14 protein-coding genes are annotated in these 16,153 nt (G+C 70.6%); 3 read left to right on the top strand and 11 right to left on the bottom strand.

From position 1 onward, the window contains the following. Positions 1-113: 113 nt before the first annotated feature. The 6 genes from ACGFML_RS07460 to ACGFML_RS07485 all read right to left on the bottom strand — a co-directional run bounded on the left by ACGFML_RS07460 (position 114) and on the right by ACGFML_RS07485 (position 6,710). On the bottom strand, positions 114-941 hold the full coding sequence (locus ACGFML_RS07460; protein ID WP_393541024.1) for a shikimate dehydrogenase: 828 nt from the start codon (positions 939-941) through the stop codon (positions 114-116). Further along, positions 938-2,641, bottom strand: coding sequence for an endolytic transglycosylase MltG (gene mltG / locus ACGFML_RS07465; protein WP_393541026.1), 1,704 nt, complete (start codon positions 2,639-2,641; stop codon positions 938-940). Before mltG ends, ACGFML_RS07460 begins: the two co-directional genes overlap by 4 nt. 130 nt (positions 2,642-2,771) lie before the next feature. Beyond that, positions 2,772-3,236, bottom strand: coding sequence for a Holliday junction resolvase RuvX (gene ruvX, locus ACGFML_RS07470; protein ID WP_393541670.1), 465 nt, complete (start codon positions 3,234-3,236; stop codon positions 2,772-2,774). Positions 3,237-3,250: 14 nt separating this feature from the next. Then, positions 3,251-5,920 carry an alanine--tRNA ligase gene (alaS, locus tag ACGFML_RS07475; RefSeq protein ID WP_393541028.1) on the bottom strand — a complete coding sequence of 890 codons (2,670 nt, stop codon included), beginning with the start codon at positions 5,918-5,920 and terminating at the stop codon, positions 3,251-3,253. Further along, positions 5,920-6,267, bottom strand: a complete 348-nt coding sequence (locus tag ACGFML_RS07480) for a DUF6167 family protein (protein WP_393541030.1) — start codon at positions 6,265-6,267, stop codon at positions 5,920-5,922. The genes alaS and ACGFML_RS07480 overlap by 1 nt, the downstream gene beginning before the upstream one ends. A gap of 8 nt (positions 6,268-6,275) precedes the next feature. Further along, positions 6,276-6,710 (bottom strand): DUF948 domain-containing protein, encoded by a 435-nt coding sequence (locus tag ACGFML_RS07485; RefSeq protein WP_393541032.1) that lies wholly within the window; start codon positions 6,708-6,710, stop codon positions 6,276-6,278. Positions 6,711-6,888: 178 nt separating this feature from the next. On the opposite strand from ACGFML_RS07485, the gene ACGFML_RS07490 reads away from it, so the two are divergent. Then, on the top strand, positions 6,889-9,087 hold the full coding sequence (locus tag ACGFML_RS07490; RefSeq protein ID WP_393541034.1) for an ATP-binding protein: 2,199 nt from the start codon (positions 6,889-6,891) through the stop codon (positions 9,085-9,087). Positions 9,088-9,112: 25 nt separating this feature from the next. Here ACGFML_RS07490 and rpsD read toward each other — a convergent pair whose 3' ends face one another. Further along, the gene (gene rpsD, locus ACGFML_RS07495) at positions 9,113-9,724 is read right to left on the bottom strand and encodes a 30S ribosomal protein S4 (RefSeq protein WP_393541036.1); all 612 of its coding nucleotides are present in this window, start codon (positions 9,722-9,724) and stop codon (positions 9,113-9,115) included. A 182-nt stretch (positions 9,725-9,906) separates the two neighbouring features. Here rpsD and ACGFML_RS07500 point away from each other — a divergent pair, with 182 nt between their 5' ends. Next, positions 9,907-10,656, top strand: a complete 750-nt coding sequence (locus ACGFML_RS07500; protein ID WP_393541671.1) for a DUF2470 domain-containing protein — start codon at positions 9,907-9,909, stop codon at positions 10,654-10,656. A 45-nt stretch (positions 10,657-10,701) separates the two neighbouring features. Here ACGFML_RS07500 and ACGFML_RS07505 read toward each other — a convergent pair whose 3' ends face one another. The 4 genes from ACGFML_RS07505 to ACGFML_RS07520 all read right to left on the bottom strand — a co-directional run bounded on the left by ACGFML_RS07505 (position 10,702) and on the right by ACGFML_RS07520 (position 14,988). Continuing rightward, entirely contained in the window at positions 10,702-12,060 is a 1,359-nt protein-coding gene (locus ACGFML_RS07505) for a replication-associated recombination protein A (protein WP_393541037.1), read from the bottom strand. Between the two features lie 104 nt (positions 12,061-12,164). Further along, positions 12,165-12,806 carry a vitamin K epoxide reductase family protein gene (locus ACGFML_RS07510; RefSeq protein WP_393541039.1) on the bottom strand — a complete coding sequence of 214 codons (642 nt, stop codon included), beginning with the start codon at positions 12,804-12,806 and terminating at the stop codon, positions 12,165-12,167. A 194-nt stretch (positions 12,807-13,000) separates the two neighbouring features. Further along, positions 13,001-14,263 (bottom strand): histidine--tRNA ligase, encoded by a 1,263-nt coding sequence (hisS, locus tag ACGFML_RS07515; protein ID WP_393541040.1) that lies wholly within the window; start codon positions 14,261-14,263, stop codon positions 13,001-13,003. A gap of 11 nt (positions 14,264-14,274) precedes the next feature. Further along, positions 14,275-14,988, bottom strand: a complete 714-nt coding sequence (locus ACGFML_RS07520; RefSeq protein WP_393541042.1) for an MBL fold metallo-hydrolase — start codon at positions 14,986-14,988, stop codon at positions 14,275-14,277. Between the two features lie 159 nt (positions 14,989-15,147). Between ACGFML_RS07520 and ACGFML_RS07525 the strand changes: the two genes are divergently transcribed. Continuing rightward, positions 15,148-15,981: a peptidylprolyl isomerase gene (locus tag ACGFML_RS07525; RefSeq protein ID WP_393541043.1), complete on the top strand. Its 834-nt coding sequence runs from the start codon at positions 15,148-15,150 to the stop codon at positions 15,979-15,981. The last annotated feature ends 172 nt before the right edge of the window (positions 15,982-16,153 follow it).

Consider the following 16,153-nt stretch of genomic DNA (forward strand, 5'->3'; position numbering starts at 1 on the left):
CGGTGCTCCTCATGTACTGCTCATCCGCGTACGGTCTCCCCCCGATCCTCCCACGTCGCGCGCGGGAGGCGGCGCACGGTCCAGGGAGCGGACCGGGCGGTCCGGCCGGTGGATCAACGCGCGGCGAGCGCCGCCTCGCCCGCGGTACGCATCGCGGCCAGCGGGGCGGGCGCGCGGCCCGTCATCTGCTCCACCTGGAGGACGGCCTGGTGGACCAGCAGGTCGAGACCGCCGACCACCGCTCCGCCGCGCCCGGCACAGGCGGTGGCCAGCGCCGTCGGCCAGGGCTCGTAGAGCACGTCGAAGAGTGTGCCGGGCCGGTCGGGCACGGCGGCGGCGAGCGCGTCGGTGGTGCCGGCCGGGGTGGTGGCGACGACCAGCGGCGCCGCGAGGGCCTCGGCCGCGTCCTCCCAGCCGGCGGTGCGGACCGTGATGCCCAGCCGCTCGCCCCAGCCGCGCATCTCGTCGGCGCGCGCCGCGCTGCGCACGTACGCGGTGACCTCGCCGGCGCAGATCTGCGCGAGCGCGGCCAGCGCCGAGGAGGCGGTGGCACCTGCGCCGAGGACGGCCGCCCGCTCGACCTTTTCCACCCCCCGCTCGCGCAGTGCGGCGAGCATGCCGGGGATGTCGGTGTTGTCGCCGAGGCGGCGTCCGTCGGCGGTGAGGACGACGGTGTTGACCGCCTCGACCGAGGCCGCGGTGGGGGTGATCTCATCGAGCAGCGGGATCACGGCGCGCTTGAGCGGCATGGTCAGGGAAAGACCCGCCCATTCGGGGCCGAGCGTTTCGAGGAAGCCGGGCAGCGCCGCCTCGTCGACCTCATGGCGGCCGTATTCCCACCCGGCCAGGCCGAGCGCGTCATAGGCGGCGCGGTGCAGCACCGGCGAGAGGGAGTGGGCGATCGGGGAGCCGAGCACCGCAGCTCGATGTGTGGCGCTCATTGCTTGGCCTTCTCTTGTTCCTTCAGGTAGATGCGGCGGTTGCGCTCGTGCTCTTCGTTCGTCTCGGCGAAGAGCGTCTTTTCCGGACTGATCGAGACGAAGTAGTACCAGTTGCCCTTGGCCGGATCGATGGCGGACTTCAGCGCCTCCTCACCGGGATTTCCGATCGGGCCCGGCGGCAGACCCTTGAACTTGTAGGTGTTGTACGGGTCGTTGAAATGCCGCAGATCGTCGACGGATCCGGTGTCCAGGGTGCTCTTGGACCTGGCGTAGTTCACCGTCGAGTCGAAGTCGAGCAGCCCGTAGGTCTCGGTGTTGCTCGGCTTGAGGCGGTTGTAGACGACCCTCGCGACCTTGACGAAGTCGTGCTTGTACTTGCCTTCGGCCTGCGTGAGGCTCGCGACGGTGAGCAACTGCATCGGCGAGTCGAGATGGAGCTTCTGTGCGTTCGCCTCCAGGTCGTACTTCTCGTAGACCTGGTTGGCCCGCGCCACCATCTGCTTGAGGACGTCCGCCGGCTTCGCTTTCTCGCCCACGCTGTACGTCGAGGGGTAGAGGAAGCCCTCCAGCGGATCCTTGACCTTCGTGGAATCGTCGGCCCACGAGGGTAGCCCGAGGTTTTTCGCCTGGGCCTCGGCGATGTCGTGGGTGGTGCCCTTCTTGAGCTTGAGCTTGGTGTCGATGAGTTTGTAGACATCGGCGGAGCGCAGGCCCTCGCGGATCGTGAGGCCGTTACGGCTCTTGGGGTCCGCCATCAACCGGACCGCCGCGACCGCGGACATGTGCTTGCGCAGCGAATACGCACCGGGCTGCAGGACCCTGTCCTTCTTGCTGTCTACCGCCGCCTCGGTGAAGGCGTCGGCGCTTTTGACCACGCCCGCCTTCTTGAGGACCAGCCCCATTTCCCCTGGCGTGGAACCCGGCGGAATCTCCACCTGCACCGCGCCGGTTCCCTCACCCTCGTAGTCGGGCGCCGAGGCGAAATGGCTCATGATGAAGTCGTAGCCGAAATAGCCGACGGTCCCTACGGCACCGGCGAACACCAGGGTCACCACGAGACAGGCCCTGCCGCTGCGCCGTTTGTTCTTCTTGTTCTTCTTGTTCTTCTTGCCGCGGCGCTCGCGGCCGCCGCGGCGCTCACGTGGCTCGTCTTCGGGCCGGTCGTCATCGCGCCGGTCGTCGGCATCGTCGTCGGCGAAGAACGAGTGCTCCGGCTCCCGCGGCCGCTCCGGGTCGGCGCGCCAGCCATCGCCCGGGATGTCCTCGTACGCCGGTTCCGGGTGCTGTTCGTGCTGCTCGTGCCGCTCGTACTGTTCGTACTCCTGCGGCGGGTACTGCTGTTGCTGCGGCGGTGCCTGCTGGTACTGCGGGTGCGGCGGCATCTGCTGCTGCGGCTGCTGCCCGTACGCGTCCTGATGACCGTAGTAGTCCTGGCCCGCCCCGCCGTACGGGTCGGCCGGCGGCTGCTGGGCGTAGGGGTCGTACGGGTCGTAGGGCAGCTGCCCACCCTGTGTGTCGTCCCAGCCACCCTGGTACGGCTGCTGGTGCTGCTGCGGATGGTGCTGCTGGGGATAGGGGACGGACTGCTGCCCGTCCCACTGAGGCTGCTGCGCCTGGCCTCCGTAGGGTCCCTGGTCTCCGTAGAGCGGGTCCTCGGGATGCCACGGTTCGGAGCCGTAGCCCCGGCCATACTCGGTCATCGATCCCCTAGAGCCGAGAGACGGTGCGCTCCGGCCTGGCAGCGCGACTGCGGTGTAACGATCCGCCTCTACTTGCACGCGCGGCTGTTCGAACCGCCGCCACATCGCGCGGAACGTTACCGTACCGCGATCAGATGACCACTTCGACGCTCTCCCCCGGGGGCGCCCCGGAGGTCCGTTCGGTTTCCAGGGCGCTCTGGAGGATCACCACGGCGGCCGCCTGGTCGACGACCGAGCGGCCCTTCTTGCTCCGCACCCCGGAGGCGCGCAGGCCCTGGGTCGCGGTGACCGTCGACATCCGCTCGTCGACCAGCCGGACGCCCACGGGGGCGATGTTCCGGGCCATCTCCTGGGCGAATGCCCGCACCTTGGCCGCGGCCGGCCCCTCTCCCCCGTTGAGGGAGCGGGGCAGGCCGACCACGACCTCGAGCGGTTCGTATTCGTCGACGATCGCCTTGAGACGGCGGTGCGCCGACGGCACGTCACGTCCCGGCACGGTCTCGACCGGGGTGGCGAGGACCCCGTCGGGGTCGCACGAGGCGACCCCGATACGGGCGTCCCCGACATCCACGGCGATGCGTCGGCCGCGTCGCATCTCACTCACGCGCGTCAGGCCGCCTCGGCCACGAGGCGCTCGACGGCCTCGATGGCTTCGGGCACCGCGGCGGCGTTCTGGCCGCCGCCCTGGGCGACGTCCGGCTTGCCGCCGCCGCCTCCGCCGAGCGTCTTGGCCGCCGTACGGACCAGGTCACCGGCCTTGATGCCGCGCTCACGGGCGGCCTCGTTGGTGGCGATGACCGTCACCGGGCGGCCGCCTGCCACCGTGAACAGGGCCACGACGGCGGCGCGGTCACCCGGGATGCGTCCGCGCACGTCCAGCACCAGCTTGCGCAGGTCGTCGGCGGAGGTGCCGTCCGGCACCTGGCCGGTGGCCAGCGCCACGCCGCGGACGTCCTTGGCGCCCTGGGCCAGCCCGGCCGCGGCCTGCAGCACCTTCTCGGCGCGGAACCTCTCGATCTCCTTCTCCGCGTCCTTCAGCTTGGCCAGGACACCGGAGATCTTCTCCGGCAGCTCCTCCGGACGCCCCTTGACCAGCTCGGTGAGCTGCGAGACGACGGTGTGCTCGCGGGCCAGGAACTTGTAGGCGTCCACGCCGACCAGCGCCTCGACCCGGCGTACACCGGAGCCGATGGAGGATTCGCCGAGCAGCTTCACCAGGCCCAGCTGGGCGGTGTTGTGGACGTGCGTGCCGCCGCACAGCTCCTTGGAGAAGTCGCCGATGGTCACCACGCGGACCCGGTCGCCGTACTTCTCACCGAACTCGGCGATGGCGCCCTGCTTCTTGGCGTCCTCCATGCTCATGACCTCGGCGTGCACGTCCAGCTCGCGGGAGAGCACCTCGTTGATCTTCTGCTCGACGTCCGTGAGGACACCGCCGGGCACGGCGGCCGGCGAGCCGAAGTCGAAGCGGAAACGGCCCGGGGAGTTCTCCGAACCGGCCTGGGCTGCCGTCGGCCCGAGGGCGTCGCGCAGCGCCTGGTGGGTGAGGTGGGTGGCGCTGTGGGCGCGGGCGATGGCGCGCCTGCGGGTGATGTCGATGGTGGCAAGCGCGGCAGCGCCGAGCACTACTTCGCCCACCTGTACGGCGCCCTTGTGGACCGTGACGCCGGGCACCGGCTGCTGGACGTCGCGGACCTCGACGACGGCGCCGGAGTCCAGCTTGATCCGGCCGGTGTCGGCGAGCTGGCCGCCGCCCTCCGCGTAGAAGGGGGTGCGGTCCAGGACGACCTCGACCTCGTCGCCCTCATGGGCGGCGGGCGCCGATACGCCGTTGACCAGCAGGCCGACGACGACGGACTCGCCCTCGGTGGCGCTGTAGCCGGTGAACTCCGTGACGCCGGACGTGTCGGCGACCTCGCGGTAGGCGGACAGGTCGGCGTGCCCGAGCTTCTTGGACTGGGCATCGGCCTTGGCCCGCTCCCGCTGCTCCTTCATCAGGCGCCGGAAGCCGTCCTCGTCCACCGAAAGGCCCTGTTCGGCAGCCATTTCGAGGGTGAGGTCGATCGGGAAGCCCCAGGTGTCGTGGAGCAGGAACGCCTTGTCGCCGGAGAGCACCTTGCCGCCGGAGGACTTGGTCTCGGAGACGGCACCGTCGAGGACGTTCGTGCCGGCGTTCAGCGTCTTGACGAAGCGGGCCTCCTCGGCGAGGGCGACCGTTTCGATACGGCGACGGTCCTCCAGCAGCTCCGGGTACTGCTGGCCCATGGTCTTGATGACGACGTCGAGCAGTTCGCCGACGACCAGATCCTTGGCACCCAGCAGGCGCATGTTGCGGATGGCACGGCGCATGATGCGGCGCAGGACGTAGCCGCGGCCCTCGTTGCCGGGGGTGACGCCGTCGCCGATGAGCATCGTGGACGTACGGATGTGGTCGGCGACCACGCGCAGCGAGACATCGGTGTCGTGCGCGGCGCCGTACCGGACGCCGGTCAGCTCGGTGGCCTTGTCGATGACGACGCGCAGGGTGTCCGTCTCGTACATGTTCGGGACGTCCTGCAGGATCATCGCCAGGCGCTCGAGGCCGAGACCGGTGTCGATGTTCTTGCTGGGCAGCTCGCCGAGGATCTCGAAGTCCTCCTTGCTGGTACCCGCGCCGCGCTCGTACTGCATGAAGACCAGGTTCCAGATCTCCACGTACCGCTCGTCGTTGACGGCCGGGCCGCCCTCGACACCGAATTCCGGGCCGCGGTCGTAGTTGATCTCGGAGCACGGTCCGCACGGTCCGGGCACGCCCATGGACCAGTAGTTCTCCGTCTTACCCAGGCGCTGGATGCGCTCCTTGGGCACGCCGATGACCTCGTGCCAGATCCGCTCGGCCTCGTCGTCCTCGAGGTAGACGGTGATCCACAGGCGCTCGGGGTCGAGGGCGTAGCCGCCGTCGGCCTGCGAGCCGGTCAGCAGCTCCCAGGCGTACTTGATGGCGCCTTCCTTGAAGTAGTCGCCGAAGGAGAAGTTGCCGCACATCTGGAAGAACGTGCCGTGCCGGGTGGTCTTGCCGACCTCTTCGATGTCCGGCGTGCGCACACACTTCTGGACGCTGGTGGCCCGCGGAGCGGGCGGCTTGACCTCGCCGAGGAAGTACGGCTTGAAGGGGACCATGCCCGCGTTGACGAGCAGCAGCGTCGGGTCGTCCGCGATGAGCGACGCCGACGGCACGACGGTGTGCCCGCGCTCCTCGAAGAAGCGCAGCCAGCGGCGGCGGATTTCAGCCGACTCCATCAGTGGTCCTCATTTCCAGTCGGTCCGGTCAGCCCGGTCTGTCCCGGGGTTCTCGTGGTGCGGTGATGCGTTTCGAGCGCCGCGTGGGAGCGCGGCGCGGGCAGCTCACAGACATCGCCCGCCTGGTCCAGGCCGAGCGCGTCGTGCAACTGCTCTTCACGGTCCGCCATTCCCGCGCGTACGTCCAATGCAAATTGGCGCAGCCGGTGGCCGGTCTCGACGGCCTTGTCCGCGGCCTGCGCCGCGAGGCTGTCGGGCTGCAGCTTGCGCAGCTTCCGGTGGACCTTGTTGGTGGCCCACACTCCGGCGGCGGCGCCGGTGGTGAACCAGAATGCGCGGCGGAACATCGCTGTGATCAGTCCTTGGAGCGACGGTTGCGGCGCCCACCGCGGCGGGCGCCGGGCAGGGTTCGGCCGACGACGGCGGGGCGCTTCGGCTCGGGTTCGCCCTTCTTGCCGATCGCGCGGCGCACGCCGTAGCCGAACGCGGCGACCTTGACCAGCGGTCCGCCGAAGGCGGAGGAGACGGTCGTGGAGAGCGCGGAGGCGTTGGCGGTGACCTCCTGGACGTCGGCGGCGATGGCGTCGACGCGGGCCAGCTGGCTGTGCGCGGAACGAACGGTCGCGGACGCGTCGGCCAGCAGGGGAACGGCCTGGTCGGACACCTCGGCGACCATTTTGGTGGTCGCCTTGAGGGTCTGCGCCAGCCTCACCAGCACAAGGGCGAGGAACGACACGAGGATCGCCCAGAAGACGGCCACGAGGATCCCGGCCACCTCTCCACCGGACACGCTGGCACCACTCTCCGACTGGTTGGGTCTCGACCTGCTCGGCTCGTCCTGCTCTCGAACGGCAACCTCGACCTTATCGCGCCGTGACTGTCCGTCCGTACCCCGTTCCCCGCGCCACGGAGGCTTTCGAAAGCTGCGATTGTACGGTCCGCACGGGGCCGAGTACGCTCCGTGTGCCATGCGACGCATCCCGCGCCCCGACGGCCCGTCCGGCGCCTCTTCCCCGCCCTCGCCGCCACCGGGAAGCCCGGGGATCCCACCCGCTGAGCTCAATCGGTTCGTCGGTCGCGACGACGAACTGGCCGCGGTGACACGTCGGCTGGAATCCGCCCGCCTGGTGACCCTGACCGGCCTCGGCGGAGTGGGCAAATCCCGCCTCGCGGGGCATGCTGCAGCGATCTTGCAGGATCGCTTCTGCGACGGCGTCCGGCTGGTCGAGGTGTCCACGCTGCACGACCCCCAGGTCCTGGAGCACGCCTTCGTCGAAGCGCTGGCACTGGCCGACCACACCGGGCGCCCGCCGCGGGCCGCCCTGTGCCACCACCTCGCCGACCGCGAACTGCTGCTCGTCCTGGACGGTTACGAGCATCTGGTGGCCGAGTGCGCGGAGCTGACCGGGGCACTGCTGCGCAGCGCTCCGGGACTGCGGGTCCTGGCCGCGGGCCGCCGCCCGCTCGGGTTGCCCGGCGAGCACATCCTGCCGCTGCCGCCGATGAACGCCGCCGACGCGGCCGATCTCTTCGCGGACCGCGCCGCGGCGGTCGTCGCGGACTTCACCGTCGGCCCGGGCAACGCCGCGGCCGTCACCGAACTCTGCGCCCGCCTGGACGGCATCCCGCTCGCCCTCGAACTGGCCGCCGGCCGGCTGCGCGCGCTCTCGGTCGAGCAGGTGCTGCACCGCCTCGACGACCGCTTCCGGCTGCTGACCGGGTCGACCCGCGGCACGCTGCCCCGCCATCAGACGCTGCGGACGGCGATCGGCTGGAGCCATGAGCTGTGCACCCCGCAGGAACGGCTGCTGTGGGCCCGGCTGTCGGTCTTCGCCGGGCAGTTCGACCTGGAGGCGGCCGAGTACGTCTGCTCGGGCCCGGAGCTGCCCACCGACGAACTCCTCGACGTCATCGCGGAGTTGGTCGCCCAGTCGGTGCTCGTACGGGAGGAGGGCGCGGCCGGTGTGCGCTACCGGATGCTGGACACCGTACGGGCCTACGGCGCCGGCTGGCTGGAGGCGACGCGGGACGGCGAGCGGCTGCGGCGACGACACCGGGACTGGTATCTGGGGCTGGCCACCTGGTGCGAGCTGGACTGGTTCAGCCCCCGGCAGGCCGAGGTCGCCGCCCGCATCGACGCCGAGCTGCCCAATCTGCGGGTCGCCCTGGAGCAGAGCCTGGACACCGAGGGCGACGCGCATCTGGGCCAGTACCTGGCGGGCACCCTGTGGTTCTACTGGGTGGGCTGCGGCCGGCTCTCGGAGGGCAGGCAGTGGCTGGACCGGGCGCTGGAGCTGGAGAGCGATCACGACGAGGCGCGGCTGAAGGCACTGTGGGTGGTCGGCCATGTCGCGGTGCTCCAGGGCGACACCCTCGGCGCGATGGCGGCGCTGCAGGAGTGCCGCGAGGAGGCCGAGCGCACCGGCAACGCCACCGCTCTCGCGTATGCGCGGCACCGCACCGGCTGCCTGGCGTTGGTCTGCGACGACATGCCGCGCGCCGAGAAGCTCCTGAGCGAGGCGCTGGGCCACTACCGGGAGATCGGCGAGCTCAACAGCAATGTGCTGATGGGGCAGGTCGAACTGGCGATGGCGGTGGCGTTCCAGGGCGAGCTGGAGTACGCGGTGCAGCTGTGCGAGGACGTCCGGCAGGTGTGCGGGGACCACGGTGAGCGCTGGACGCTGGCGTACGCGCTGTTCGTCCTGGCCTTCGCGGCCTGGACGGGCGGCGAGGGTCGGCGGGCCCGGGAGCTGCTGGAGGAGTGCCTGGCCATCGACCACGCCTTCCACGACCTGCTGGGCGCGGTGCTGGCGATCGAGCTGCTGGCGCTGGTGACGCTGGGCGAGGGGGACGCGGAGGAGGCGGCGGTGCTGCAGGGCGCCGCGGCCCGGATCTGGCCGACGGTGGGCCTGCCGCTCTTCGGCTCGCGCTACTTCAACCAGCCGCATGCGCTGTGCGAGGAGCAGGCGCGCAAGCACCTGGGGGCGGAGCGCTACGAGGACTGCCGGCGGGCCGGCCACCGGCTGGATCTGGACCAGACGGTGGCCAGGGTCCTGGGCAGCGCGGACGGACTGCCGGGGCCGCGGCGCCCGATGCGGATCGCGCCGCCCGCCACGAGCGAGCCCGCCGCCTCCCCCTCCGCGAGCGGCGGGGAGACGGCGGGCTGAAGTGGCGCTGCGCCTGCTGTGGTGCTTAGCGGGCGTAGTACTCGACGACGAGCTGCTCGTCGCAGATCACCGGGATCTCCTTGCGGTTGGGGTCCCGGTCGAGACGGAACGCCAGCGCCGGCAGGTTGACCTCGAGGTAGCGCGGGGTCTCACCGTCGGTGTCGTAGCCACCCTCGCGGGCGACCTGGAAGGGGTGCTTCTCGCGGCTGCGCTCGCGGACCTGCACGACGTCGCCGGGGCGGACGCGGAAGGACGGCTTGTCGACCTTGCGGTCGTTGACCGCGATGTGGCCGTGGACGACCATCTGGCGGGCCTGGTAGATGGTGCGGGCGATGCCCGACCGCAGGACGAGCGCGTCCAGACGGCGCTCAAGCTCGATGATCAGCGCTTCGCCGGTCTTGCCTTCGACCTTCCGAGCGCGGTCGTAGGCACGCGCCATCTGGCGCTCGCTGATGTCGTACTGCGCGCGCAGGCGCTGCTTCTCGAGCAGACGGACCTTGTAGTCACTGGTCTGCTTGCGGCCACGGCCGTGCTCGCCGGGCGGGTAGGGACGGGCCTCGAAGTACTTGACGGCCTTGGGCGTCAGCGCGATGCCGAGCGCGCGCGACTTCTTGACCTTGGGACGCGACTGGTTCACGTGGAACGGACCTCCGTGTAAGTTAGGTGAGGCTTACCTTAGCGCGAGGAGAACGCATGTTTCGACCTGGGATCCCCCTGCCCGACGCACACAGCACCGAGGCGGGTCAGCCGCGTCCCGTGGATGACGCCCAGCGGCCCACGGCCGCCGAGCGCGTACGCACCCTCGTCGAGTCCAATGGTATGGGGTCACTGAGCATCCCCGGTGTCGAGGACCCCGACGAAACCGGCCTGTCCGCCCCCGCCTACCGGACTGTGAGCGCCGAAGGAGACGTCCTGTTGCTGGTTCCTGGCGACTGTGCGGCGGCACGGGCGGCCGCACACGCTCAGGACGACGATCTCGCCGCCGTGATGGAGATCACGGATGTCGCGCCGGTCTCGGTGCCGCATCGCATCCGCGGCCGCGCCTGGGTGGCCGGCTGGCTCACCCCCGTACGCAACGACGAGCGCGCCGAGGCCGCCCGGCTGCTCGCCGAGCGGCACCCCGTCGGCGAGCTGCTCGGCATCGGGGAGGCGCTGCAGCCCCATCCGGCGCCGGGGATCCACCGGCGGTCCGCCTGGATGCTGCTGCGCCTGGAGGTCGGCGAGGGCGCCGTGGACGACCTGTGGGGCGCCGAGTCCGTCGAACCGGACGAGTTCGCCGCCGCGTCGCCCGACCCGTTGATCGCCCACGAGGCGGAGCTGCTCCAGCATCTGCACTCGGCCCACGGCGAGCAGGTACGCGGCCTGTGCTCGCTCCTCGGCGACCGCTCCGCGCTCTGCGGGCTGCGCGACCAGGCGGTGCCGCTGGGCCTGGACCGCTTCGGACTCCGCGTCCGCTTCACCGACGCCGAGCAGCACTCGTTCGACGCCCGCTTCGACTTCCCGGAGCCGGTCGGGGACGTGGCGGAGCTGCGGCGGGCCATGCATGTGCTCTTCGAGGCGGCCGAGTGAGAGGCCGGACCGCGCGCCCGGGCCGGCCGGGGTGACGGGAGCGGCTCAGTCGCCGTTCTCGCCGCGCAGCCGTGCCCGGACCCGCTCCGCGACCTCCGCGTAGCGCGCCTCGGCACCGTGCCGCGTCGGTGCGTAGTACCGCTTGCCGTGCACCTCGTCCGGGGCGTACTGCTGCGCCGCGATACCGCCCGGCAGGTCGTGCGGGTACTGATAGCCCTGGCCGTGGCCGAGCTTCTGGGCGCCCTTGTAGTGGCTGTCGCGCAGATGCGGCGGCACGGCACCGGCCTGACCGGCCCGGACGTCCGCGAGCGCGGCATCGATGGCCAGATAGGCGGCGTTCGACTTCGGCGCCAGGGCAAGCGCGATGGTGGCCTGGCTGAGCGTGATCCGGGCCTCCGGAAAACCGATCATGGCCACGGCCTGAGCGGCGGCGACCGTGGTCTGCAGGGCCGACGGATCGGCCAGACCGATGTCCTCGCTCGCCGAGATCATCAGCCTGCGGGCGATGAACCGCGGGTCCTCCCCCGCCTCGATCATGCGCGCCAGATAGTGCAGGGCGGCATCGACGTCCGAGCCGCGGATCGACTTGATCAACGCGCTGGCGACGTCGTAATGCTGATCGCCGTCCCGGTCGTACTTCACGGCGGCGCGGTCGACGGACTCCTCCAGCGTCTGGAGGGTGATCTCCTTCTCCCCCTTGGCCAGCGCCGATCCGGCCCCGGCCTCGAGGGCCGTCAGCGCCCGCCGGGCGTCCCCGCCCGCGATGCGCAGCAGGTGCCCCTCGGTGTCCTCGGGCAGGGTGACCGCACCGGCCAGCCCGCGCGCATCGGTCAGCGCACGCCGCAGCAGCCCGCGCAGATCATCGTCGGTCAGCGGCTCGAGCGTCAGCAGCAGGGACCGCGACAACAGCGGGGAGATCACCGAGAAGTACGGGTTCTCGGTCGTCGCGGCGATCAGGGTGACCCAGCGGTTCTCGACGGCCGGCAGCAGGGAGTCCTGCTGCGCCTTGCTGAAGCGGTGGATCTCGTCGAGGAAGAGGACGGTCTCCTTGCCGAAGCCGCCGGAGGCGCGGCGGGCGCCGTCGATGACCGCGCGGACCTCCTTGACGCCCGCCGTGATCGCGGAGAGCTCCACGAAACGCTTGTTGGTGGCCTGGCTGACGACGTAGGCGAGGGTCGTCTTGCCGATGCCGGGCGGGCCCCAGAGGAAGACGGAGGACGGGCCCGCGGGGCCGCCGCTGCCCTCGCCCACCAGGCGGCGCAGCGGCGAGCCCGGCTTGAGCAGATGCTGCTGCCCCACGACCTCGTCAAGGGTGCGCGGACGCATCCGTACGGCGAGAGGAGACCCCGCGGGGTCCTTCTCCTGACGGTCTTCGGCAGCGGCGGTGAACAGGTCGGGCTCCACGTCGACGAGCCTATGCCACCCCACTGACAACGCCCCGGCCGCCGTCGTCGACGGCGGCCGGGGCGGGCAAGCGGCTCGGTGCGGGACCCGATCGAAACAAAAGCCTAGAGCAGGCCGCTCCAGAACGACCACCACTTGGTGAGGATCAGCAGCGCGATCACGCCGTACCAGAGCACCGGCACGACCCAGTGGAACTCCACCACGGTCCGGCGCAGCCCCTCGGGGGCCGGGATGATGCCGTGCTTGAGGTTGTGCGCGGTGGTGTACCAGAACATCAGGATGGTGACGCACCAGGTCAGCGTGCACCACAGGCACAGCGCGTTGATGCTGTACAGCGACTGGGACATCAGCCACATGCAGAACACGGCGCCGAGCAGGGTGCCGATGTTCAGCCCGATCCAGTACCAGCGGCGGAAGCGGGCGCCGGCCAGCAGGGCCATACCGACGGCGACGACCACCCCGAAGGCGACGAGTCCGGCCATCGGGTTCGGGAAGCCGAAGACGTCCGCCTGCTTGCTGTTCATGACGTCGGTGCAGGAAATGATCGGGTTGAGGCTGCACGCCGGCTTGAACTTCGGGTTCTTGAGCAGCTCGAACTTGTCCAGGGTGATGACCCACGCCGCCAGGATGCCCAGCGCGCCGGTGATCACCAGAAGGAGGGCGTAGCCGCGGCCCGCGCCGATGGTGCCCGTGTCGCGCGTGGTTTCTTCGTCGAGGGACACGTCATCCACCGCTGTCGTCGTCATATCGCCGTTCCGTCGGTCGCTGGGGAGATGAGGCCGGGCGGGCCCGCGAGGCCGCGGGCGTGCCCTTCATTCTGCCCCAACTCCACGGCGGAGCACCGTTCGCTGCGCATAAACAGGCTGCACACGAAAGGGAGGAATCCGTGTGCAGCCTGTTGACGGACCTGTCGGGAGCGGCCGTGTCCGGCCCGCTCCGCTCAGCCCAGTGCGCGCCTGACCTCGTCCACGACCGCGTCCAGCGCCACCGGGGTCTGCTCGCCGCTCTGCAGGTCCTTGAGCTGGACGACGCCCTCGGCGAGGTCGCGCTCGCCGGCCACCAGCGCCAGCCGCGCACCGGAGCGGTTGGCGGACTTCATGGCGTTCTTCAGGCCCTTGCCGCCGAACGCGAAGTCGGTGGCGACGCCGGCCCGGCGCAGCTCGGTGACCGTGCCGAAGAGCACCCGGCGGGCCTCGTCGCCCAGCGGCACGGCGTAGACGGCGGTCGCGGCGGGGATGTCGAGCTCGATGCCCTCCGCCTCCAGCGCCAGCACCGTACGGTCCACGCCCAGCGCCCAGCCGACGGACGGCAGTGCGGGGCCGCCGATCATCTCGGAGAGCCCGTCGTAGCGGCCGCCGCCGCCCACCGCGGACTGCGAGCCGAGGCCGTCGTGGACGAACTCGAAGGTGGTGCGGGTGTAGTAGTCCAGCCCGCGCACCAGCTTCTCGTCGTCCTCGTACGCCACGCCCGCCTCGGTCAGCAGCTCGCGCACCTGCTCGTGGTACGCCTTGCACGCCTCGCAGAGGTAGTCGCGGAGCTTGGGCGCCCCGTCGAGCTGCTTCTGCACCGCCTCGCGCTTGTCGTCCAGGACGCGCAGCGGGTTGATGTCGACCCGACGGCGGGTGTCGTCGTCCAACTCCAGCCCGCGCAGGAAGTCCTGGAGGGCGGCGCGGTAGACCGGGCGGCACTCCTTGTCACCCAGGGAGTTCAGCAGGATGCGGAAGTCGCGCAGCCCCAGCGAGCGGTACGCCTGGTCGGCCAGGATGATCAGCTCGGCGTCCAGCGCCGGATCCTCCGCGCCGATGGCTTCAGCGCCGACCTGCGAGAAGTGGCGGTAGCGGCCCTTCTGCGGGCGCTCGTAGCGGTAGTAGGAGCCGGAATACCAGAGCTTGACGGGGAGGTTGCCGCCCTTGTGGAGGTTGGCCTCCAGCGCCGCGCGCAGCACGGACGCGGTGCCCTCGGGGCGCAGCGCGAGCTGATCGCCGCCCTTGGTCTCGAAGGCGTACATCTCCTTGGTCACGATGTCGGTGGACTCACCGACGCCGCGGGCGAACAGCTCGACGTTCTCGAAGCCGGGCGTCTCGATGTAGCCGTAGCCGGAGTTCTTCAGCGGGCCGGAGATCGCCGCGCGGACCGCGAGATAGGTCGCGGAGTGGGGCGGCAGCAGATCGTAGGTGCCCTTGGGTGCCTGAAAGGTGCTCACGGAAAGTCTCGTCACATTCCTCGTCGCGGAGGGGCGCTGAGGCCGTCTCCAAGGCCGGCGGCCACCTCCCGCAGATACGGGTTGGTGGTGCGCTCGCGGCCGATGGTGGTCTGGGGGCCGTGGCCGGACAGCACGACCGTGGAGTCCTCCAGCGGCAGGCACACGCGTGCCAGCGACTGCAGGATCTCGGCGTGGTCGCCGCCCGGCATGTCGGTACGTCCGATGGAGCCGGCGAACAGCAGGTCGCCCGAGAAGAAGACCGGCGGAATATCGGCCTGCTCGGGCATCCTGAACGTCACCGACCCCTTGGTATGGCCCGGTGCATGCGCGACGGAGAATTCCATTCCGGCCAGTTCCAGTGCACTGCCGTCGGTCAGCTCCTTGACGTCGTCCGGCTCGCCCACGGTGAGTTCGCCCATGAGCTGCTGCCCGATGGAGCGGCCGAGGGCCTTCTCCGGGTCGCTCATCATGTAGCGGTCCTCGGGGTGGATCCAGGCCGGGACATCGTGCGCGCCGCACACCGGGACGACCGAGGCGACGTGGTCGATGTGGCCGTGGGTGAGGACGACGGCGACGGGCTTGAGCCGATGCTTTCTGACCGCGTCCTCGACGCCTTGGGCCGCCTGGTGGCCCGGGTCGATGATCACGCACTCCTCGCCGGCGGCGGGGGCGACCAGATAGCAATTGGTCCCCCAGGCCCCGGCGGGGAACCCGGCAATCAGCACGTTCGTCCTTAAGGGTCGGTGGAGGTCGGTCCGCGGGACCGCTACCGGAACATCTCGGCAGCTCCAGAGCCTACCGGCGCGACTCCCACCGGGGCGAACCCGTATACGGTACGGCCACGGCGCAGACAGCGATCGAGGCTCACGAAGAGGAGACGACCGGTGGTCAGCAGGGATCAGCGGCGGCGGCAGCTCGCCCGGGAGAAGTTCGCGCGCCAGCAGCAGCGGCGGACCGTCGCCCAGCACAAGGCCAAGCGTCGCAACGTGATCATCGCGTCCACCCTGGCGGTGGTGCTCGCCGCGGGCGCCGCCGCGTACGCCTCGGCAGGTCTGGCGGGCGGCAGCGACGACAGGTCCGACGCGGCCGCGTCGGACCCGGCCGCCACCAAGGCCCCGGACCCGTGCGGCAAGCCCGCCGCGGGCGCGCCGTCGAAGCGGACCTGGAAGCAGGAACCGGCGATGACGGTCGACACCTCCGCCGCGTACGCCGTGCGGCTGGGGACGACCTGCGGGCAGATCGAGCTGAAGCTGGACGCGGCCAAGGCGCCGCACACGGTCAACTCCTTCGCCTTCCTCGCGAGAGAGCACTACTTCGACCACAGCAGGTGCCACCGCCTGGTCGACCAGAACATCCACGTCCTGCAGTGCGGCGACCCGAGCGGCACCGGACAGGGCACGCCCGGCTACACGATTCCGGACGAGAACCTCAAGGACCCCCGGCTCAAGGGCGATGTCTATCCGGCGGGCACGGTCGCGATGGCCAACACCTACGACGGTGAGCACCAGAGCTCCCGCAACTCCGGCGGCAGCCAGTTCTTCCTCGTCTATCAGGACAGCAAGCTGCCCCCGAACTACACACCGTTCGGGACCGTCACCGGCGGTATGGGCGTCCTGAAGAAGATCGCCGCGGCCGGTTCGACGCCGGACCCGCGGACGGGCAACACCGCGCCGAACGCCACGGTGGTCATCGACAAGGCGACCGTCGCCAAATCCTGACCCCCGCTGACCGGCATGCGGCTTTCGGCCGTCCGCGGCGTGGCCGAACGCGTAATTTCGGTCGTGCTGGATGCGGACAGCCGACCGCCGGTCGCCTAGATTGGCGGTGGGTGGGGTGCCCGCTCCGACGGCGCCACTCCCACCCGCAAGACAGCACGTCGGACCGGCCAGG

This window comes from Streptomyces sp. NPDC048650 (assembly GCF_043199095.1).
Lineage (GTDB): Bacteria > Actinomycetota > Actinomycetes > Streptomycetales > Streptomycetaceae > Streptomyces.